Raw genomic sequence first — 19,305 nt, 5'->3', positions numbered from 1 at the left:
CTTGAAAAAGCAATCTGTATGTTAAAAAATTGAAGATTATGTTAGCTGAAAAAACAATTGCCAAAGAAGTATTGCAAGAGGCATTTTTAACACTTTGCAAGGCAAAATCAATGGCAGAACTGTATGAAGAAAACTTTAAAGTAGTTTCAAAATATGTGCATGCTACTTCTCGTGGTCATGAAGCGATACAAATTGCAGTTGCAATGCAATTACTGCCTCAGGATTTTGCATTTCCGTATTATCGCGATGATGCAATGTTGTTAGGAATCAAGATGAGACCGTATGATCTTATGTTGCAATTGTTGGCTAAAAAAGATGATCCTTTTTCAGGAGGAAGAACCTATTACTCTCATCCTAGTTTACGAGATGCCGATAAACCAAAGATACCACATCAGTCTTCTGCGACTGGTATGCAGGCAATTCCTGCAACGGGAGTCGCTTTAGGTTTACAGTATAAAGAATTGGTAGGACTTGATGATAAAGATATAAAAGATAAACCTTTGGTGCTTTGCTCATTGGGAGATGCCTCTGTTACCGAAGGTGAAATTGCAGAAGCATTTCAAATGGCTGCTTTAAAACAGCTTCCTATTTTATACTTGGTACAAGACAACGGATGGGATATCTCGGCAAATGAAGCTGAAACCAGAGCACAAAATGCTTTTGAATATGCCAGAGGATTTAATGGATTAGATGCTGTATCTATAGATGGAGCCAATTTTACAGAAAGTTATTTGACAATACAAGAGGCGATCCGAACAATAAGAGAAGAACGCAGACCGATGTTGGTGCATGCTAAAGTTCCTTTATTGAATCACCACACTTCTGGAGTACGAATGGAATGGTATCGTGATGATCTTGATGAAGCACGATCCAGAGATCCATATCCTGTACTTAGAAATCAACTTTTAGCAAATGGCTTTACCGAAAAGGAAATACAGGAGTTAGAGAATAATGCAAAAATAGTTGTTGCCGAAGATTTACAGAAGGCAATGAAAGCTGAAGACCCTAAACCTGAGGATTTATTTACAAATGACTTTGCTCCGACTCCTATTACAGAAGAACAAGGAGAACGATCTCCATCAGACAAAGAAGAAGTGGTCATGGTAGATTGCGCTTTGTTTGCTGTAGAAGAATTAATGAAGAAACACAAAGAGTGTTTACTATATGGTCAGGATGTTGGTGGGCGATTAGGAGGAGTATTTCGAGAAGCGGCAACATTGGCGCAAAAATTTGGTGATGAACGTGTATTTAATACCCCAATTCAAGAGGCTTTTATCGTTGGATCTACCGTAGGGATGTCTGCGGTTGGATTAAAACCCATTGTAGAAGTTCAGTTTGCCGATTACATTTGGCCGGGACTTAATCAATTGTTCACAGAGGTAAGTCGATCTTGTTATCTTTCTAACGGAAAATGGCCTGTATCGATGATTTTGCGTGTTCCAATTGGAGCCTATGGTAGTGGTGGGCCCTATCATTCATCATCGGTAGAGTCTGTAATCACTAATATTAGAGGAATTAAAATTGCATACCCAAGTAATGGAGCAGATTTAAAAGGTTTGATGAAAGCTGCATATCACGATCCTAACCCGGTTGTGATTCTTGAGCATAAAGGATTGTATTGGTCTAAAGTAAAAGGAACAGATGCCGCCAGAACCATTGAACCTTCTGAAGAGTATATACTTCCGTTTGGTAAAGCAAATATCGTACAACAGATATGGTCTCAGGATGAAAAAGAAACTTTGACGGTAGTAACCTACGGGATGGGGGTACACTGGGCGTTAAACGCAACAAAAGATATTTCTGATATTGTAGAAATTATAGATTTGAGAACATTATATCCTTTGGATGAAGAAACAATTATAGAATCGGTAAAGAAAACTAAAAAATGTTTGGTAGTAACCGAAGAACCGAGTAACAATTCGTTTGCAAGAGCATTGGCAGGAAAGATCCAAGAAGAATGTTTCAGGTATCTCGATGCTCCAGTGATGACGATTGGTTCAGAAAATATGCCAGCTATACCTTTGAATAGTACTTTAGAACAGACTATGATTCCTTCTACAGAAAAAGTAAAAACAAAGATTGAAGAAGTATTAAAGTATTGATGATTTTACAGGTCTAGTGTAAAAGGAAGAGTGAAAAAAATAATAAAAATAATATTTATAATTGGTGTCGCTATTTTTGGACTTGTCTGGGTACTTTCATCGATTTTTACAATGATGACTTTTAGTGATCAATTTGAAATTCATGAAGCCGAACATCTGGTATATCAAGAAGTATCTTCTATAGATTGTAGTGCTATCGGATATGATCATAAAGATCTCAAAATTCAATTTTCATATAGATATCCATTAGTCAATTTTAATGGAAAGCTTGAAATTATTGATAAAAAAGATACGATCAATAATCCAGAAGGAAGGCTTCTGTATTCGGGGCCTTATCACAATCAAATCATACTTGAAAATTTGTGTTACTCAAACAAAAACAAAGAGAGTTTACATAAAAATCTAGAATTTGTGTTCAGTGATAAGGATGCAGCATATTGGTTTTATTCGGATGTAGGAAAAAAAGGATATCCTTTTCTTAAACATAATGCGGTAGAAATTAAAATAGATTGGTTTTCGATACATCCTAGCAGACCCTATCGTATCAAGCCTATTGATTAAAAGATGAATTAATGATTTTTGGGGTCTATTTTTTTATAAAAATTCCAAAGAGTTCATTGCCTTGTCGTTCTGGTATCGAATTATAACATTTTTCAAATATGTTGACATCAAAATATTGGTCTAAGTAAGATAAGTAAAGGTTTTTATCTCCGCCAAAAGGTCGTTTTTCCATATCTCCTGTTAATGGGATATCAAACCATAATCCGACCAATTTACCATTTCTGGATAAAAGGTCAGAGATTTGTTTTGCGTATGCTTTTCTATTTTCTGAAGTTGGAGGAAAAGAACAAAAAAACGTTTGTTCTAAGATGAGGTCATAGCTTCCTTCAAGACTGAAAAAATCAGCTAATAGTAATTGATTCTTAGGAAAATTTGGAACCCTTGCGGCAAAAGCGTCAAGAGGTGTTTGAGAAATATCTAAAACAAAAACATTTTTGAACCCTTGTTCGAATAAGTATTCTGCTTCATATGCATTGCCCGCACCAGGAATTAATACCTTAATATCTTTATTGGTAAGTTGATCGATGTAATCTTTGATAGGAGTAGAAATATAACCAATATCCCATCCTGTACGTTCTTCGATGTATCTTTGTGTCCAATATTGACTTTCTTCAGCTTGACTTTTCTTCATGATTTTATACTATTGACACTTAATATTGTTCAATTTTGATTAGATTATCAAATCATTTTGGTGGTAATGATCTTAACCGGACATGCTTTTTGCGCTTGTTCACAGCTATCAAATATTGTATTGTCTGGAGACTTTAATGTGTGAAAACCTTTTTTCTCTGTGGCATGCATTAATACAGTTTTTCCATCTTTTTTAGACATTTGAAATTGAGCTGGTGCCATTTCTACACAGTAATTGCAGCCAATACATTTCTCACGTTGTAGTGTGACGACTACCATTATTCCTGTACTATTTTATAGAGTTTATCTGATGGACGAATTCTAAAGGATGTAGGGATTGTACATGAATCTCCTTTTTTTGCTACTTCTAGGTGTTCATCATTAACCATCATTTCTTCCAGATCAAATTCTTCGACACCCGTAGTAGGGCCTGTAACCAATAAAGTGTCACCTACTTTTATATCATATGCCTCAATTTTAAATTCGGCTATACTGGGTTTTGGGAAAAAATGTACTCCTTTTCCGATGTATACTTTTTTTTGTGTTGCTTTTGATCCAGAAACGTCGCTCCATTCGCCTAATTTTTGACCAAGGTAATATCCACTCCAAAAGCCTCTGTTATACACTTTATTGAGTTCTTCCATCCAAGTGGTTACCTTTTCTTGTGTATAGGTTCCATTTGCATAGGCATCTATAGCTTCACGATAGGTTTTGATCACTTTTGCTACATATTCCGGTGCTCTGCCTCGACCTTCAATTTTAAGTACTTTTGCCCCAGTATCGATGACTTGATCTAAAAAATCAAGGGTGCACAAATCTTTTGGAGACATGATATACTCATTATCTATTTCCATTTCAAAACCGGTTTCCTGATCTACTACAGCATATTTTTTACGACAATTTTGCTTACAAGCCCCTCGATTAGCTGATGAGTTATGTGAATGTAGACTTAAATAACACTTGCCAGATACAGCCATACAAAGAGCGCCATGACCAAATATTTCGATTTCTACTAAATTTCCTGATGGGCCTTTTATTTGTTCTTTTTCAATCTGATCACAAATTTTCTTTACTTGCCTTAAACTTAATTCTCTACTCATAACCATGGTATCGGCAAACATAGCATAGAATTTTACTGTTTCGATATTGGTAATATTGATTTGAGTTGATATGTGAACTTCCATATCGATTTGGCGAGCATATGCAATTACTGCTTGATCCATAGCAATTACAGCAGTAAGACCGGCAGATTTTGCAGCATCCAGTAACGTTTTTATTATTGATAAATCATGATCATAAATTATGGTGTTCAAGGTGAGATAAGTACGAATATTTTTCTTATTGCAACGGCGAGCAATTTCAGGTAAATCTGAGATCGTAAAATTAATACTTGCTCGTGCGCGCATATTCAACTGATCTACACCAAAATACACTGAGTCTGCTCCATTATCAATTGCTGCCTGCAAGGATTCAAAATTACCTGCCGGAGCCATTAGTTCTATTGTACCTGTACTTGTCATCTTTGCGCTATTATTTTCGGCCCAAAAGTACGTTATTTTTTGCCTTCATTGATCTAATAAGTTCTTAATTCTTAGGGTTACGTTTTATTCAGATTTGGGAATATTTTAGTGCAATGTAAAGTTTAAATAATACGATAATATGTTGTGTTTATTAATGATTATTCCAAAAGCCTACTCATGAAAAATAAGTAGGCTTTTGGTAATTTGTTTTTAAAGCATAAGCAACTCATAGCAAACTATTTCTGTGATATATCGTTTATTACCTTGATTGTCATCATAATCTCTCGAAGTCAATTTGCCTTCGATGGCAACTTCTTGTCCTTTGTTGATATATTTTTCGATGATTTCTGCTGTTTTTCCCCATGCTATGATATTGTGCCATTGTGTGTCTGTAATTTTATCTCCTTGCTTGTTATAATAGAAGCCATTTGTTGCAAGAGAGAATCTGGCTAATTTTTTTCCGGATTCAAGATTGATTATTTCTGGTTCTTGTCCTAAGTTTCCAATTAATTGTACTTTGTTTTTTAGTGTATTCATTACTATTTTTTTATGGTTAAACACTTTATGATGTCGATGTAGATGATCGATAGTACAAACCTAGAGTGTAGCACAACTAAGATTCGGTTAGTAAGTGTTTATTTTCGGTTGTAATCGTTTGTAGTCGTTTAAAAATGATTACTGAATTAGAGTTTCTATTGTATTTGAACTTTCAATTACACTATTGTTATACTTTAATGTCCAGCCTAATGAGCTAGTAAGAATATATATTTTTTGAAGTTCGCTGATCAATCTATTTTTTGAATTTTTGACCAAAGTTGATTTTTTTATTTTTTTATCTAATTGGTTGCTGACCTTTTTTTTGATCAAATTATGGTCTTCGGGACTAAACTTATTAAAAAAATCTTCTTGTAAATCGTGATATTGTATGTCGGGGTTAATCTTTATTTCTGCTTCTGGGATTTGAGTAATGGTTACTGTTTTTGTTTCGTGATCAAGCGTATGTTTTATTTTACTTAGGTCGTAAGAGACACTTACATCTGCATTTACCACAACTATTGCTTTTTTTCTGGCAGTGAGCATATCTAAGTATAGTTTTTTTGCATCTTTATAGGTAATGACTTCAGAAAAATGCCCTTCTGTAACGACTAATTTTCCTACATTTTGAATATGATCCAGAATTAAATCAGAAGATTGAAGTTCTGTTTTTCTTTGATGAGATTGGTCTATGAAGTATTTTATTCCGAACACTAATAACGCAGCCAATAGGGCTCCTAAAAGAAAGTTACGCATACTTTTAAGGTATAATTTCTTTTATAAATGTACAATAAAAAATAAGCTCTCGATAAAAGAGAGCTTATTTGTATTTTTTGTCGGATAAAGGTTATTTTGCCAAAGGAGGGTATTCTTCTAAGATAGCAGCAACAATTTTATTAACTCTTTCTTGTTTTTTACTGATGTCCTCGGTCAATACAGCAGTACCCATACCTTGCCAAACAAGTTCTCTTTTAGACGCATCTATAAGATCAATATATAATGTTCCTTCGGTATTGGTAGATACATAATTTTGGTTGCCTCCCCAAAACCAAGGGTTCCATCCCCAACCCCAGCCCCAGCCGAAGTTGTTTTGTTGTATGTTTACATTTTCTCTGGTAGTTGTAAAAATACTAACGAGCATATCGGGATTTTCTGACTTATAGAATCCTTTTGAAGCCATTCCTGCTTCTATTGCACGAAGGATACGTTTTTTGTCCAAGTCGCTGATCTCTGCCTTGTCTATTCCTGGTTTGAAGAATGCAAAGCTTCTATATCCGTTAAAGTTAGTTTGCTTATCATAATCCGAAGCCACACGCACACTCGAGCAAGAACTGAGAGTTATGATAAGGATTAATGATAAAAGTGAAAAAATTTTCATAATCCCTAATTTTTATAAATTTAACAATAGCTATTTTATTATCCTAACCACAAAAATTATACCATGAAGTATAAGTTTTTTTATTTTTTGCTGTAGGTATTAGTATTCTTATCATATCCGTAAGGGCAATGTCTACAACCGCTCTCACAGCAATACCCTCTTCGTAAATGATACTGTTCTGTAAAACATCTGTATCCTTCTGGGGTTATATAATAATCTCCTTCTTTTGGAGTTAATACTTTTTTAGGGTCATTCATATTTACAAAAATACTATCTTAGTAGTATATGCGCATAGTTGTTAACAAATATTTGATAGGTCGTCGATTTGTAGGAATCGCACTTTGGCCTTTTATAGTTGTAAAAGACTCTCTTCTAAAGGAAGACGAAGCGTTTATAAATCATGAAAGAATTCATATAAGACAACAAGCAGAATTATTGGTTTTACCTTTTTATCTTATCTATTTTGTAGAATACGTTATTAGAGTCCTACAATATAGAGATACACAGAAAGCATACCGGAACATATCATTTGAGCGTGAAGCTTATTATAATGAAGATGATTTAGACTATCTAAAAAACAGAAAACTCTGGAGTTTTATGAAATATTGGTAGTGCTGTGTTGTTTCTTTTTCTTTACAACATCAATCATGTTTTGTTTTTACACTATAAAGAATTGCTTCTGAGGATTGAGTGTAATCTGAATTCCATTTAAAATAATTACCTGTTTTAAAATAATTATCATAACGATATCCATTACCAACATAGTCATATAAAGTTACATATCCAGTATCTATACCTTTAGTAGTGCAAACCAGTTTGTATATTAATTTTCCATCTTCGATTTTAAGATAAATTGTAAACTTTTCGTGGTCGACTTTTCCTATGGTAACTTTTGCATCTCCATCACTAGTCCATTCTCCACTTTCGGGTTTTTGATAATATTCGATTACGATGTCGCCATCATACCACTGCGCTTTTACTGTTGCAGGAGAGTTTTTAAGACCAAGCTCTTCATTTTTTATCCCGTGTATTTGGGCAATATATGTTTGCTTTCTTCCTTCGCAATACGTCACTTTTAAGGTAGATTCCATCTCATGTGTACCTGTTGCCATAGACCAATTATCTTTTGTAGTTTGATTGCCTCTCCAGTATTCTCTTAATTCAGTACGACAATATTTTCCTGCATTCAACTGAGATTCACCTGATGTAGTATAACCTGTAAAATGAGTAAAAAAGGTATAGCTTCCATCTTCATTTTTATAAAAATATTGTTGCTGATCAGAAGTAAGCGCATAATTTTCGATGGTTTCATAGTATATAGAAGTGGCTTTGCCATTACCTCGATTGATAGGAACAGAGAGATACCAGTTTTTCCAAACAAAATTTTGTTGATCTTGTACAGGAGGATTCTCGGGTTCTTTATTGTCTTCTTCAGGTTCTTCTTCTCCTTCTGTAGCAACCGCTTCTGTTTCAGGAGTATTATCTTCTTCAGAACTACTGCAGCTTACTAATGCTATTGTAAAAAGTAAAAATACGAAAGGAATGATACGATATGAAAGTATGTTTTTAATCATAATCTTATAGTTGATTATTTTGGTCAACCAAAAATAGTTAAAAATAAATTAATGTACTTTTATGCAATTAATTAGAGTACTTACTATGCATTTTTTTTCTTCGGAAGAGCTATATTCAAAGAATCAACCTGTTCGTCATCCAATTCTTGATCGCTTCGGAATAGTTTTAGATATCAAAAGAGAAGATCAACTTCATAAAGATGTGTCAGGAAATAAATTCAGAAAGTTAAAATATAACTTTATCGAGGCCCAGCAATTAGGGTATACCTCTGTCTTAACATTTGGGGGGGCTTTTAGTAATCATATTGCTGCTACAGCTGCGGCCGGAAAAATTTTAAATATTCCGACAATCGGAATCATAAGAGGGGAAGAATTAGGTGTTGATCTTGTTAAAACCTTAAAAGAGAATGATACCTTGCGTTTTGCTTTGTCCTGTGGGATGCAATTTAGATTTATTACCCGAGAGGCGTATCGGCAAAAAAGCACTTCTACTTTTTTAAAACAATTACAAAAAGAATATAAAGATAGTTATATTGTACCAGAAGGTGGGACAAATGAATTGGCAATAAAAGGTTGTGAAGAAATTCTCGAAGCATCTGATGCTAGCTACGATGTTTTATGCTGTGCAGTAGGAACAGGAGGCACGATTTCTGGTATTATTAATAGTTCTTTTGAACATCAGAAAGTATTAGGTTTTCCAGCTTTGAAAGGAGATTTTCTTACTTCTGAAATTAAAAAATATACATCTCGAACAAATTGGAAACTTATACACGATTATCATTTTGGAGGTTATGGTAAAATAAATAGTGAATTAATTGAATTTATCAATACATTCAATAATGAACAGTATATTCCTCTGGATCCGGTTTATACTTCAAAGATGATTTTTGGTATTTTTGATCGTATTGAAAAAGGGTTTTTTACAAAAAATACTCGTATTTTAGCCATCCATACTGGTGGTTTGCAAGGTATAGCCGGAATGAACAAGAAATTAATGAAAAAGAAACTACCCCTTATTGCAATAAATGATTGAAATGAAGAAACTTATCGTATTGCTAGGCATACTTGGGTTTTTGGTCTCTTCTTGTGGAGGAAAGAAAACAGTAATAACCCAAAGGTCAAAAACGAACTCTCGACCTACTTCTGTAAACCGAATAGAGCGAAGTACAAGAGTAATTCCTTCTAGAAAAACTACTCCTGCGACTCCTAAAAAAGTTGCTCCGGTATTGTCATACAAAGATAAAGTACAACGTTACATTTACGAGTTTTCTGGTATTGCCAAAGATGAGATGAAAACATATGGGATTCCTGCTAGTATCACATTAGCCCAAGGGATTCTCGAGTCGGGTGCCGGGTATGGAGACCTAACACAAAGAGCAAATAATCACTTTGGAATCAAATGTCATGATTGGCAAGGGGCTCGTGTATATCATGATGATGATCGTTCTCAAGAGTGTTTTAGAAAATATAAATATGCAAGTGAGTCTTTTAGAGATCATTCGTTATTTCTAAAAAATAGAAAACGATATGCAAAACTCTTTACATACAAGCAAAAAGACTACAAATCTTGGGCTAGAGGACTTAGAGCTGCTGGATATGCAACCGACAAGAAATATCCTGAAAAACTAATATCGATTATAGAACGCTATCAGCTATATGAATTTGATGATGAAGTATTAGGTTCAAAGAAAAGAAAATATACCAGAGTAGAAAGTACAAAAGAGGTGAAAACGATAGTGAAAAAAGAAGAAGAGGTACAAACAATACCAACTTCTAATGATGGAGAACATATTGTAAGAAAAGGAGATACATTATATTCGATCTCCAGAAGATATAAAATAACTGTCGAAAAACTTAAAGTATTCAATAATCTTTCTGATAACACTATTAAGATTGGACAAGTACTTAGAGTTGCAGCAGCAGAAGAGGAAGAAGATTTTAACTAGTCATAAACTTTACACACTTGATTTACAAAAGAAGCAGCGCGTTGTTTGCAGAAGCGCAAAAAGTTATCCCTGGAGGGGTTAATTCTCCGGTTAGAGCCTTTAAAGCAGTTGGAGGCGATCCTATATTCGTAAAAGAAGCCAAAGGTGCATATTTATATGATGAGGATAACAATCGTTTAATCGATTATATCAATTCTTGGGGCCCAATGATTCTGGGGCATGCACATCCACCTGTTGTAGAAGCTGTTGTAGAAAAAGCTAAAAAGGGAACCAGTTTCGGAATGCCTACCGAAATTGAAACGCAAATAGCCGAATTGGCTGTGCAAATGGTACCTAATATTGATAAAATACGATTTGTAAACTCAGGTACAGAAGCTTGTATGAGTGCAGTAAGGTTAGCTAGAGGATATACCAGTAAAGACAAGATCATTAAGTTTGCCGGGTGCTATCACGGGCATAGTGATTCTTTTTTAATTCAAGCAGGTAGTGGAGCCGTTACTTTTGGTAGTCCTAATAGTCCGGGAGTGACACAAGGAACTGCAAAAGATACATTGCTTGCAAGATATAATGATATCAAACATGTAGAAGAAATCATGTCTTCTAATCAAGGTGAAATTGCATGTGTGATCATAGAACCTGTTGCGGGTAATATGGGATGTATTCCTCCTATAGATGGATTTTTAGAAGAGCTTAGAACGCTTTGCGATACTCATAATATTTTGTTGATATTTGATGAGGTGATGACCGGTTTCAGATTGGCACAGGGAGGTGTTCAGGAACTCCTAGGAGTCAATGCAGATATTGTAACTTTTGGTAAAGTGATTGGTGGAGGATTACCGGTAGGGGCTTTTGCAGCACGTTCAGAAATTATGAACCATTTAGCACCATTAGGCCCTGTGTATCAGGCAGGAACTTTAAGTGGTAACCCTTTGGCTATGGCAGCCGGTTTAGCAATGCTTACAGAACTACATACAAAACCAGAAATATTTACCAGTCTTGCTGATAAGACAGAATATTTGCATAAAGGTATTGCAAATGCGCTTACAAATCATAAAGTAACACATACGATTAATAGAATCGGTTCTATGATTTCTGTACATTTTGCAGAAGACAAGGTTGTTGATTTTGATGCTGCTGCAAAAGGAAATAATGATACCTTCAAAAAGTTCTTTCATGGGATGCTTGATAACGGTATTTATATTGCTCCAAGTGCTTTTGAATCTTGGTTTATTACCGATGCATTGACTTATGAAGATCTTGATGAAACTATTAAAGCAGTAGAAGAAGTGGCAGAGATATTATAAATACGGTTTAATTTTATTAGAATTGTAACAATGAATATAATTATTTTTGGACCGCCGCTTGCAGGAAAAGGAACGCAAAGTAAGCAAATAATAAGAGATTTTGATTTAATTCATCTTTCGACTGGAGATGTGTTAAGGGAAGAGAAAGCAAGAAAAACTGAATTAGGGATCAAAGCTTCAAAATATAGCGATAAAGGCTTATTGGCACCTGATAGTTTAGTAGCGCAAATTGTTGAAAATTTCTATCACGGTCATAAATCTGAAAAAGGGATTTTATTCGACGGATATCCGCGAAATATAGAACAAGCTAAGCATCTACTAAATGTAGTAAAAAAGGATAATGCATCTTTCGATTATATTATTTTTTTAAAAGTTTCTAAACAAGAACTTCTTAGAAGAGCTGTAAAACGAGCAGAAGAAGAAAATAGAAAAGATGATAAAAATAGTGATGTTGTAATAAAGAGGATTAACGAATTTAGTAGTTCTACAATTCCTGCAATAGATTATATGAATCAATCAGGGATCAATTTAATTGAAATTGATGGAAACCAGCCTATTAAAGATATCTATGAAGTTATATATAATAAACTGAGGTAATCCTATTTGTTATTGATTTTTATAGAAACTATCTTTTTAAGATATAGAATACGTAAAAGTAACTTTATCACAAGGAATTTTGTAAGGTATCAACAACACTCCAATTTTACTTAAAATGTTCTCAGAATCTATGAAATGACTCTTTTGAGTTTAAAAATGATTAGAGGTATTCTGGCATTATTCATGGATTTCCGGAAAACATCTCTGGTTTTCTGGGAACACTTATTGAGACTTAGGATTATTCTAAATAAGTAATAGGTTAGACACTCATTTTGGATTACATATTCATTAAGAAGATAGCCAGTGTTCGACACTTATAATTTTTCCATCACTCAATTGTACATTATATGTTTTAGCATCAACATCACTCTTTTGTATATAGGCGTAGCTTTCTAAAAGCGATAGCCCACCATAATCTGCATAGTCTTCTCTAATAGGCAGTATAGCAATATCAGCTATGTTTTTTTGTGTCTTTGTATACCGTAATATCCAGTTTAACCATTTAGATTGTAGAGCATCTTCTGTAGCAACAAAAACGAGTTTCTGGCATTCTTGAAGTTTTTGTTGTATATGCTGTTGGGTAATGTCATCACTGTTTTCAGGAATATCTTCATCTACCCAATTCGCGTACACTAATATCTCGAAACATTTTAAAAAATTAACTGCACACTCCAATAATTCTTCTTCACCTTTTTGATATACAATAAATACGGGAATCTTTAGGTTTTTGGTCTCTTCTTTAAAAAGTTGCAGACTCTCTTCGATACTTTTGAGATATATTCTTGCCGCATTTTTAAACTGAAGCAACTCGAATTTTGATATAATATTCATGAATTGTTTCCCTGATTTGTGTTCTAGTGATAACGCTCTGCATCTTGTTTTTGTTGTAAGAAACTGTATTAAAAGATGTTAAAGCTTTATGATTTGTAAAACGATAAATGTGTAAAAGGTTAATTGATTTTTATAGAATAAAAACAGACAATAGTTTACTCTGACGATTAAGAAACTAATGCTAACGTAGTCTCATAAAGATTAGTACTATAGATTTTAGCTTTTAACCAGGCATAAAAACTTAAATCAAAAATATCCTCTTCTCGAAATTCTTTTTTGTTGAGTGTGTTTTTGATGATCTCTTTGAACTCTTGATCGGCTGATAATTCTGGTTTATTATGGTATAGTATAGAAAGTTTTAAAAATTGTAGTACACGTTCTTCATTATTTTCTTTGAGATAAGAAAGGTGTTTTTTCCTAAAACTTTTAACTCTGGATTCTACCAAATCGATATGATCTAGGTCGATATGCAATAGAATTTCGATAAGATTCTTTTTTACAACCCATGCAGTACCTGCCTTTTCTGTATACCAATGATCACTATGATAGAAGCTATTGAGTGTATGAAGCGCTTTTTTGCACTCTTGTTGTTGGAAAAGGCATACAACAAGTCCTAGCTTTAAGTCTAATATATAAGAAATTTGATCTTTAAATTTTTCATATTCAAAGCTGTCTAATATCTGTATGGCTTCTTGAGCTTGATAGGTATAATTGAGGTTTAATGTTTGTAATAAAGTATATTGAGGAAAAAAACGCTTGTAATATTTTGATTGATGCTTTTTCATTTGAATCAACATCATAGCAAGATAATCGATAGATTTTTTAAAGTTCTTATTCCTAAAATAGAAGTTTGCTACATAATACAGGATTTGGATATGATAAAACAAATGCTTGTCGGCAAGATTTTCTTTATTGTCAATGGTTGTGTACACTTTTTCTACAAAAGGGAGTATCGTTTGATAATCTCTTGTGATGTAGGCTGTCTTATTTAGAATTTCTAAGAGCTTGTAAAGAGATCTAAACGTTAAATCTTTTGTAATCGAAATCTCAAATCTATCTAAAGATTTTTCTATCGTAGTGACTACGTCTTTATGTTGTTTTTTTAATTCATGCTGTACAGTAGCATAAAATAAATTTAGATTTTCTTCTAATTGTAATAGTTTTTTGTTGTCCTTAAATTTAATTAATAAAGTCTCTAGCTCGATAGAAGGATTAAGATGCGCATATTGAATTTGTGAGTAATAAATTTCATTCAAAATACTAAAGAGGGCATATGATTTGGCTTTTTTTTCAGCTTTATCAATAGTTTTAAATGCTATTTTATATTGCTTTTGTTCAAAAAATATCCTGCCGGCTATTAGTAGTTTCAGAATTTCCATTTCTTCAGAAGTTTCACCTTCAAAACTTTTGGAAGCTACAAAATCGATTAAAGAATCATGTAATCGTTTACTTAATGCATGATAAGCACCTTTGGCACTTTTGCCATAGAGTTGTATATCTATGTCTTTTGGAGTAATAGTCGTAGTACTTAAAATCTTAAATAATTGAATGTTTTTGGTGTCATTTCTCTTGTTTTTTTGCTTCAATAGAGAAATAAAACTTCGTTTTTCTTCTACAGATAATGTTTGTATGATTGAAGAAATTGTATTCATTATATAGTAAGTTTAATTTTTTAAAAATACTATAAATACTGATAAAATAGAAAATTGATTTGAAATATATCATAAGTTTTATTGCAAAATTGAATTTCACCTTCAATAGAATCCTTGCACATTTGTATCGTTGAATTGAACTATAAAATAATCATCAAAATCAATTACAATGGAACATAAATTTAATAGTGATACATCAGATATTACAAACGAGAAAACCGAAAAACAAGAGTATAATGTAAAACCAACACCTGCTTTTATATCAGCATCGTGGTTAGCACTCTTTATAGGGATGACATCATACTGTATTGGATTATGGAATGCTTATATGGAACTCAATGAAAAAGGGTACTATTTTACAATTCTTTTGTTTGGATTATTTTCTGCAGTATCTGTACAAAAAAGTGTAAGAGATAGATTAGAAGGAATACCCGTTACAGACATATATTATGGGATTAGTTGGTTTACTACGTTAGCCTCTATTTTATTACTTGTTATTGGATTGTGGAATGCAGACTTAGATCTTAGCGAAAAAGGATTTTATGGAATGTCTTTTACATTAAGTTTGTTTGCAGCAATTGCAGTTCAAAAAAACACAAGAGATAAAAAGTTTATAGAAAATAGAGAGCAATAATCAAGAGAAGAAGCCTTGCAAAGGGGAATACAGCTTGGCTTCTTGTTTTGATGATTAAGAAGACGGTCGTGTGGCTGCGGCCGTATTTTTTAATACATAAGAATACATCAAGTCTATAATAAAAATCTTTTGATATGAGATTGGATAAAGAATTACAAACACTTGTACAAGATAATGTCATTTCTCTTGAAACTTCAAATAAAATTAAAGCATACTATATCGCTAAAAATAAAGAAAAACCTAATCTATTATTTTTGGTTTTCGGAATTTTTGGAGCATTATTAATAGGTTCTGGCATCATTCTGATGATCGCACATAATTGGGATAACTTTTCAAAGATTACAAAAACTATCTTTGCTTTTGCTCCTTTGGTAATAGCACAATCTTTGGTAGGATTTTCTATATTTAAAAATAAGGGGAAAGCTTGGAAAGAAGCTTCGGGAACATTCCTTTTTTTTACTGTAGGATCTAGTATTTCGATGATAAGCCAGATTTATAATGTTTCTGGAAGTTTAAGTTCTTTTCTTATCATTTGGACAATACTTTGTATTCCATTATTATATCTATTACGATCACATGCCGTGGCATTACTTGTATTGCTTACAGGTACATATTATGCATTAGCCGCAAAGATTTGGGATCATAAGATTATAGAAGCACCATGGGTGTATATGGCTTTCTTTTTATCAATACTTCCATATTATATAAGTCTTTTGAAAAGAAATGCATCGAGCAATGCAGTAACCATTTTTAGTTGGATGCTGCCTTTAAGTCTCATGATTGGATCGCTTACCTTTTTTAGAAGTCATGATCATATGGTCTTTGTTTTGTATGTAATTACATTCGGAATCCTATATAATATTGGTAAGTTTTCAATATTTAAAGAAGTAAAAAGATTACGTAATGGTTTTTTGATAATAGGTTCTTTGGGTACCATAATTCTTTTGGTCGTAACAACATTTCAGTGGATTTGGGGAGATTTGTTAGACGAGGTTTCATCCTATATGGGAGAACTTTTTAATGTTATCATAATGGGTACAATAGCCTTGTTAGCTTTGGGATACAACATTTTTAGAAAAGGAATCCGATCTATAAACCTTTTTCAAGTTGCTTTTGTTGTTTTTGTATTGATATACTTTTTATTATATCAAACAGAAAATATTCCTGTTATTTTGATGAACCTACTCGTTTTTGCATTAGGGGTATCTACAGTGATATCAGGAGCGCAAAAATTTAATTTTGGACTTCTTAATTTTGGACTTTTAATCGTTTCGATACTAATCATATGTAGATTCTTTGATACAGAAATCAATTTTGTTCTCAAAGGTTTTGCATTTGTTCTGGTAGGGTTGGGGTTCTTTTTCTCAAACTATATCATGCTAAAAAGAAAGAAAGTAATAAGTAATACTTAATAAAAAGAAAAATGAAACTTAATTATATGTTTATTGGATTTATTGTACTAGCCTTGATACAACTTGTTGTTCCTTTTAAAATGATGCATGATAGCGAAAATGTAATCACTTCTGGAACACCTTATAAATTTAAAACAAGGCCGATCGATCCTACAGATCCATTCAGAGGAAAGTATATCACACTACAATATAAAATGAGATATTTTATCACATCAGACACCACATTCACATCATTAACCACATTTGCGCCGGGAGATGATATAAGGGTATATATTAAAAATGATCAAGCAGGCTTTGCTGTAGTAGACACAATTAGTAAAAAACCTTTAGATATGAATACAGATTTTGTAATGGCAAAAGTAACAGATTCATACAAAGGAAAAGTAATGTTTGAATTACCTTTTACAAGATTTTATATGGAAGAAACAAAAGCATACGATGCAGAACTTGCATATAGAAAGGCAAATAGAAGGCGCTTAAGAAAAAAGGTATACAGTTTAGTATATGTTAAAGATGGAAAATCAGTACTGGATAATGTTTTCATAGATGATATACCGATCAAGAAATATGTAGAACAAACAAAAGATTCTCTGCTAACGAATTAGCGTTGTCAAAAGTGGTATTCGAGCATACTATATTTGCTCCAAAAGTTGTATTGACTTTTGGAGCTTTATTTTTTTATGAAATAATATTATGAAGGCTTCATTATGTTTTTCTTAGTGTTGAGACAATCCTTTTTTAAAAATTGTATAAAAAATATTTGTGTAACCAAATGGTTACGTTTATATTTGTAACCATTTGGTTACCTAATTTTATGAGAAGAGATGTTTTTCAAGCAATAGCAGATCCAATACGAAGAGATATAATATCGCTTTTGGCGAAGGAGATGCTTACTGTGAATGCCATAGCCGAAAACTTTGACATCAGTCGCCCCGCAGTTTCAAAGCACCTTAAAATACTAAGAGAATGCGGTATTATTACAATTAATAAGCAAGGAAGAGAACAACTCTGCCAAATTGAGCCCAAAAATCTCGTTCCTGCATTTCTTTGGATCGATCAATATCGAGAATTGTGGGAACAAAAACTCGATTCTTTTGAAGCATATTTAAACGATTTACAATCTAAAACTCAAGAAAATGGAAAAAACAAATCAAACAAATGACCGAACCGTAACATTAAAAAGAACGTTTAATGCTCCTATACAACTTGTTTGGGAAGCTTGGACACAGTCAGAGCATATTGCCAAATGGTGGGGGCCAAAGGGAATGGATGTAAAGGTTTTGGAACACGATTTTAAAGTGGGTGGAAAATGGAGATATAGTATGATGATGCCTAACGGAAACGAATTTATTTCTGAAGGAGTTTATACCGAAATTGTGGAGTTTGAGAAAATTATTTCTTCAGCGGATTTTAAACCAATGACCGAAAATGTTGAAATACAAGCTCTTTTTGAAGCAGATGGAAACAAAACTAACTTTACATTCAATGTAGTTCACCAAACAGAAGAATACTGCAAACAACAAGAAAAATTAGGAATTATGAATGGTTGGGGATCTGTTTTTGATAGGTTAGCAGAATTTTTAAAAGAAGAATAATGTAAAAACATGCTTTTGTGATTTTGACTTAAAAATTAGAAATTTAATCTTTTGGAGATATAACATTCAAATCGTAATTATGAAATCAACTACTCAAATAGCAAAACACCTACGTGATGTTCACTTTGGTGGGAACTGGTGCATATCAAACCTTAAAGACACCTTGGAAGGTGTTTCATGGGATCAAGCGACAAAACAAATACAATCTCTTAATACTATTGCAGCTTTGGTATATCACACAGGGTATTATATAAAAGCTGTTGCAGGAGTATTAGAAGGAAAACCACTAGAAGCCAAAGACAAGTATAGTTTTGATCACCCTCCTGTTCAATCTCCTCAAGATTGGGAAGCATTGTTACAAGAAACTTGGGACTATACAGAGAAATTAGCAGAGTTGATAGAAAAGTTTCCGGAAGAAAAGTTATGGGATGATTTTGTGGATAAAAAATATGGAAATTATTATCGGAATTTTTTAGGACTAATAGAGCATACACACTATCATCTGGGTCAAATAGTATTAATTAAAAAACTGTTAGTAGAACACACAGATTAATTTTTTTCATCTTCGATTAAACCTTTTTACAATGTAGATGTCTAAATAAATAGGAACCCAAAAATTGTAAAGGATATGAAAAGATTATTTAACATTGTATTGCCTGTTTTTATGCTATTAGGAGTAGTAACTACATCTTGTGCTACTACCGTTCATACGAGACCCTCTAATGATATAGTGATTACCAAAATTCGCCATCCAAAAATGATTGTGCATAATAATATAAAATATTATCGAAGCAGAGGTGTCTGGTATTTAAAAAATAATAGAGGCTATAGAAAAGTGGCAGCACCTGTGGGAGCTAGGGTAAAAACTCTGCCTAGAGGTTCTAAAAATGTGAAAATTCGTGGTGTAAAATATTACAGATGTAATGGGGTACATTACAAAAAATCCGGAGAGAGATACATTATCGTAACTATATAGATATTGAATTGATGGTTGATAACTACAACAAAGAGGCTTTTATGTTATTTAAAAGTCTC

Annotated in this window: 24 protein-coding genes; 14 read left to right on the top strand and 10 right to left on the bottom strand. The window is 33.0% G+C overall.

The features are described 5' to 3' along the window. Positions 1-38 precede the first annotated feature (38 nt). Complete coding sequence (locus FHK87_RS03765; RefSeq protein WP_140589969.1) at positions 39-2,102, top strand: alpha-ketoacid dehydrogenase subunit alpha/beta; 2,064 nt, start codon at positions 39-41, stop codon at positions 2,100-2,102. A 30-nt stretch (positions 2,103-2,132) separates the two neighbouring features. Next, positions 2,133-2,663 (top strand): hypothetical protein, encoded by a 531-nt coding sequence (locus FHK87_RS03760; RefSeq protein ID WP_140589967.1) that lies wholly within the window; start codon positions 2,133-2,135, stop codon positions 2,661-2,663. A gap of 25 nt (positions 2,664-2,688) precedes the next feature. Here the strand turns inward: FHK87_RS03760 and FHK87_RS03755 are convergent, their stop codons facing one another. The 7 genes from FHK87_RS03755 to FHK87_RS26025 all read right to left on the bottom strand — a co-directional run bounded on the left by FHK87_RS03755 (position 2,689) and on the right by FHK87_RS26025 (position 6,982). Further along, positions 2,689-3,294: a methyltransferase domain-containing protein gene (locus FHK87_RS03755; RefSeq protein ID WP_140589965.1), complete on the bottom strand. Its 606-nt coding sequence runs from the start codon at positions 3,292-3,294 to the stop codon at positions 2,689-2,691. A 47-nt stretch (positions 3,295-3,341) separates the two neighbouring features. Next, on the bottom strand, positions 3,342-3,572 hold the full coding sequence (locus FHK87_RS03750; protein ID WP_140589963.1) for a ferredoxin: 231 nt from the start codon (positions 3,570-3,572) through the stop codon (positions 3,342-3,344). Further along, positions 3,572-4,813, bottom strand: a complete 1,242-nt coding sequence (locus FHK87_RS03745; RefSeq protein WP_140589961.1) for a peptidase U32 family protein — start codon at positions 4,811-4,813, stop codon at positions 3,572-3,574. The genes FHK87_RS03750 and FHK87_RS03745 overlap by 1 nt, the downstream gene beginning before the upstream one ends. 210 nt (positions 4,814-5,023) lie before the next feature. Beyond that, entirely contained in the window at positions 5,024-5,350 is a 327-nt protein-coding gene (locus FHK87_RS03740) for a single-stranded DNA-binding protein (RefSeq protein ID WP_140589959.1), read from the bottom strand. Positions 5,351-5,488: 138 nt separating this feature from the next. Further along, a complete protein-coding gene (locus FHK87_RS03735) occupies positions 5,489-6,103 on the bottom strand; it encodes a DUF4230 domain-containing protein (protein ID WP_140589957.1) in 615 nt (204 codons plus the stop codon). A 91-nt stretch (positions 6,104-6,194) separates the two neighbouring features. Then, positions 6,195-6,725: a DUF4136 domain-containing protein gene (locus FHK87_RS03730; protein ID WP_140589955.1), complete on the bottom strand. Its 531-nt coding sequence runs from the start codon at positions 6,723-6,725 to the stop codon at positions 6,195-6,197. A gap of 80 nt (positions 6,726-6,805) precedes the next feature. Next, entirely contained in the window at positions 6,806-6,982 is a 177-nt protein-coding gene (locus FHK87_RS26025; protein ID WP_226294070.1) for a DUF5522 domain-containing protein, read from the bottom strand. A gap of 28 nt (positions 6,983-7,010) precedes the next feature. Between FHK87_RS26025 and FHK87_RS03725 the strand changes: the two genes are divergently transcribed. Further along, the gene (locus FHK87_RS03725) at positions 7,011-7,337 is read left to right on the top strand and encodes a hypothetical protein (RefSeq protein ID WP_140589952.1); all 327 of its coding nucleotides are present in this window, start codon (positions 7,011-7,013) and stop codon (positions 7,335-7,337) included. A gap of 29 nt (positions 7,338-7,366) precedes the next feature. On the opposite strand, the gene FHK87_RS03720 is transcribed toward FHK87_RS03725, so the two are convergent. Further along, positions 7,367-8,299: a polysaccharide lyase family 7 protein gene (locus tag FHK87_RS03720; protein ID WP_140589950.1), complete on the bottom strand. Its 933-nt coding sequence runs from the start codon at positions 8,297-8,299 to the stop codon at positions 7,367-7,369. Between the two features lie 61 nt (positions 8,300-8,360). Here FHK87_RS03720 and FHK87_RS03715 point away from each other — a divergent pair, with 61 nt between their 5' ends. From FHK87_RS03715 to FHK87_RS03700, 4 genes are read left to right on the top strand one after another with little or no spacing between them, the layout of a single operon-like run. Continuing rightward, entirely contained in the window at positions 8,361-9,332 is a 972-nt protein-coding gene (locus FHK87_RS03715; protein ID WP_226294069.1) for a 1-aminocyclopropane-1-carboxylate deaminase/D-cysteine desulfhydrase, read from the top strand. A gap of 1 nt (position 9,333) precedes the next feature. After that, the gene (locus FHK87_RS03710) at positions 9,334-10,245 is read left to right on the top strand and encodes a glucosaminidase domain-containing protein (protein WP_140589947.1); all 912 of its coding nucleotides are present in this window, start codon (positions 9,334-9,336) and stop codon (positions 10,243-10,245) included. Between the two features lie 17 nt (positions 10,246-10,262). Further along, the gene (gene hemL / locus FHK87_RS03705) at positions 10,263-11,549 is read left to right on the top strand and encodes a glutamate-1-semialdehyde 2,1-aminomutase (protein WP_140589945.1); all 1,287 of its coding nucleotides are present in this window, start codon (positions 10,263-10,265) and stop codon (positions 11,547-11,549) included. A gap of 30 nt (positions 11,550-11,579) precedes the next feature. Next, positions 11,580-12,146 (top strand): adenylate kinase family protein, encoded by a 567-nt coding sequence (locus FHK87_RS03700; protein ID WP_140589943.1) that lies wholly within the window; start codon positions 11,580-11,582, stop codon positions 12,144-12,146. 288 nt (positions 12,147-12,434) lie between these two features. On the opposite strand, the gene FHK87_RS03695 is transcribed toward FHK87_RS03700, so the two are convergent. Together FHK87_RS03695 and FHK87_RS03690 are read right to left on the bottom strand one after the other, a co-directional pair. Then, positions 12,435-12,977: a TIR domain-containing protein gene (locus tag FHK87_RS03695; RefSeq protein WP_140589941.1), complete on the bottom strand. Its 543-nt coding sequence runs from the start codon at positions 12,975-12,977 to the stop codon at positions 12,435-12,437. Between the two features lie 167 nt (positions 12,978-13,144). Beyond that, positions 13,145-14,629 carry a hypothetical protein gene (locus tag FHK87_RS03690; protein WP_140589938.1) on the bottom strand — a complete coding sequence of 495 codons (1,485 nt, stop codon included), beginning with the start codon at positions 14,627-14,629 and terminating at the stop codon, positions 13,145-13,147. 169 nt (positions 14,630-14,798) lie between these two features. Between FHK87_RS03690 and yiaA the strand changes: the two genes are divergently transcribed. The 7 genes from yiaA to FHK87_RS03655 all read left to right on the top strand — a co-directional run bounded on the left by yiaA (position 14,799) and on the right by FHK87_RS03655 (position 19,246). Next, entirely contained in the window at positions 14,799-15,263 is a 465-nt protein-coding gene (gene yiaA / locus FHK87_RS03685) for an inner membrane protein YiaA (protein ID WP_140589935.1), read from the top strand. 134 nt (positions 15,264-15,397) lie between these two features. Beyond that, positions 15,398-16,675: a DUF2157 domain-containing protein gene (locus FHK87_RS03680; RefSeq protein ID WP_140589933.1), complete on the top strand. Its 1,278-nt coding sequence runs from the start codon at positions 15,398-15,400 to the stop codon at positions 16,673-16,675. Between the two features lie 11 nt (positions 16,676-16,686). Next, positions 16,687-17,280: a GDYXXLXY domain-containing protein gene (locus FHK87_RS03675; RefSeq protein WP_140589930.1), complete on the top strand. Its 594-nt coding sequence runs from the start codon at positions 16,687-16,689 to the stop codon at positions 17,278-17,280. A 167-nt stretch (positions 17,281-17,447) separates the two neighbouring features. Further along, a complete protein-coding gene (locus tag FHK87_RS03670) occupies positions 17,448-17,837 on the top strand; it encodes an ArsR/SmtB family transcription factor (RefSeq protein ID WP_226294068.1) in 390 nt (129 codons plus the stop codon). Continuing rightward, positions 17,812-18,270 carry an SRPBCC family protein gene (locus FHK87_RS03665; protein WP_140589928.1) on the top strand — a complete coding sequence of 153 codons (459 nt, stop codon included), beginning with the start codon at positions 17,812-17,814 and terminating at the stop codon, positions 18,268-18,270. Before FHK87_RS03670 ends, FHK87_RS03665 begins: the two co-directional genes overlap by 26 nt. 79 nt (positions 18,271-18,349) lie before the next feature. Continuing rightward, the gene (locus FHK87_RS03660; RefSeq protein ID WP_140589925.1) at positions 18,350-18,823 is read left to right on the top strand and encodes a DinB family protein; all 474 of its coding nucleotides are present in this window, start codon (positions 18,350-18,352) and stop codon (positions 18,821-18,823) included. A gap of 75 nt (positions 18,824-18,898) precedes the next feature. After that, positions 18,899-19,246: a DUF6515 family protein gene (locus tag FHK87_RS03655; protein ID WP_140589923.1), complete on the top strand. Its 348-nt coding sequence runs from the start codon at positions 18,899-18,901 to the stop codon at positions 19,244-19,246. The last annotated feature ends 59 nt before the right edge of the window (positions 19,247-19,305 follow it).

The organism is Aquimarina algicola (genome assembly GCF_006443095.1).
Lineage (GTDB): Bacteria > Bacteroidota > Bacteroidia > Flavobacteriales > Flavobacteriaceae > Aquimarina > Aquimarina algicola.
This window is presented reverse-complemented; position numbering and strand designations above follow the sequence as displayed.

What these genes read in the sequence shown, in the direction of transcription:
- FHK87_RS03745 (WP_140589961.1), bottom strand. Translation starts at nt 4,813, where the DNA reads ATGACAAGTACAGGTACAATAGAACTAATGGCTCCGGCAGGTAATTTT.
- FHK87_RS03655 (WP_140589923.1), top strand. Translation starts at nt 18,899, where the DNA reads ATGAAAAGATTATTTAACATTGTATTGCCTGTTTTTATGCTATTAGGA.
- FHK87_RS03730 (WP_140589955.1), bottom strand. Translation starts at nt 6,725, where the DNA reads ATGAAAATTTTTTCACTTTTATCATTAATCCTTATCATAACTCTCAGT.
- FHK87_RS03765 (WP_140589969.1), top strand. Translation starts at nt 39, where the DNA reads ATGTTAGCTGAAAAAACAATTGCCAAAGAAGTATTGCAAGAGGCATTT.
- FHK87_RS03695 (WP_140589941.1), bottom strand. Translation starts at nt 12,977, where the DNA reads ATGAATATTATATCAAAATTCGAGTTGCTTCAGTTTAAAAATGCGGCA.
- FHK87_RS03710 (WP_140589947.1), top strand. Translation starts at nt 9,334, where the DNA reads ATGAAGAAACTTATCGTATTGCTAGGCATACTTGGGTTTTTGGTCTCT.
- yiaA (WP_140589935.1), top strand. Translation starts at nt 14,799, where the DNA reads ATGGAACATAAATTTAATAGTGATACATCAGATATTACAAACGAGAAA.
- FHK87_RS03720 (WP_140589950.1), bottom strand. Translation starts at nt 8,299, where the DNA reads ATGATTAAAAACATACTTTCATATCGTATCATTCCTTTCGTATTTTTA.
- FHK87_RS03660 (WP_140589925.1), top strand. Translation starts at nt 18,350, where the DNA reads ATGAAATCAACTACTCAAATAGCAAAACACCTACGTGATGTTCACTTT.
- FHK87_RS03735 (WP_140589957.1), bottom strand. Translation starts at nt 6,103, where the DNA reads ATGCGTAACTTTCTTTTAGGAGCCCTATTGGCTGCGTTATTAGTGTTC.
- FHK87_RS03675 (WP_140589930.1), top strand. Translation starts at nt 16,687, where the DNA reads ATGAAACTTAATTATATGTTTATTGGATTTATTGTACTAGCCTTGATA.
- FHK87_RS03725 (WP_140589952.1), top strand. Translation starts at nt 7,011, where the DNA reads ATGCGCATAGTTGTTAACAAATATTTGATAGGTCGTCGATTTGTAGGA.
- FHK87_RS26025 (WP_226294070.1), bottom strand. Translation starts at nt 6,982, where the DNA reads ATGAATGACCCTAAAAAAGTATTAACTCCAAAAGAAGGAGATTATTAT.
- FHK87_RS03700 (WP_140589943.1), top strand. Translation starts at nt 11,580, where the DNA reads ATGAATATAATTATTTTTGGACCGCCGCTTGCAGGAAAAGGAACGCAA.
- FHK87_RS03715 (WP_226294069.1), top strand. Translation starts at nt 8,361, where the DNA reads ATGCAATTAATTAGAGTACTTACTATGCATTTTTTTTCTTCGGAAGAG.
- FHK87_RS03690 (WP_140589938.1), bottom strand. Translation starts at nt 14,629, where the DNA reads ATGAATACAATTTCTTCAATCATACAAACATTATCTGTAGAAGAAAAA.
- FHK87_RS03750 (WP_140589963.1), bottom strand. Translation starts at nt 3,572, where the DNA reads ATGGTAGTCGTCACACTACAACGTGAGAAATGTATTGGCTGCAATTAC.
- FHK87_RS03755 (WP_140589965.1), bottom strand. Translation starts at nt 3,294, where the DNA reads ATGAAGAAAAGTCAAGCTGAAGAAAGTCAATATTGGACACAAAGATAC.
- FHK87_RS03665 (WP_140589928.1), top strand. Translation starts at nt 17,812, where the DNA reads ATGGAAAAAACAAATCAAACAAATGACCGAACCGTAACATTAAAAAGA.
- FHK87_RS03670 (WP_226294068.1), top strand. Translation starts at nt 17,448, where the DNA reads ATGGTTACGTTTATATTTGTAACCATTTGGTTACCTAATTTTATGAGA.
- FHK87_RS03680 (WP_140589933.1), top strand. Translation starts at nt 15,398, where the DNA reads ATGAGATTGGATAAAGAATTACAAACACTTGTACAAGATAATGTCATT.
- FHK87_RS03740 (WP_140589959.1), bottom strand. Translation starts at nt 5,350, where the DNA reads ATGAATACACTAAAAAACAAAGTACAATTAATTGGAAACTTAGGACAA.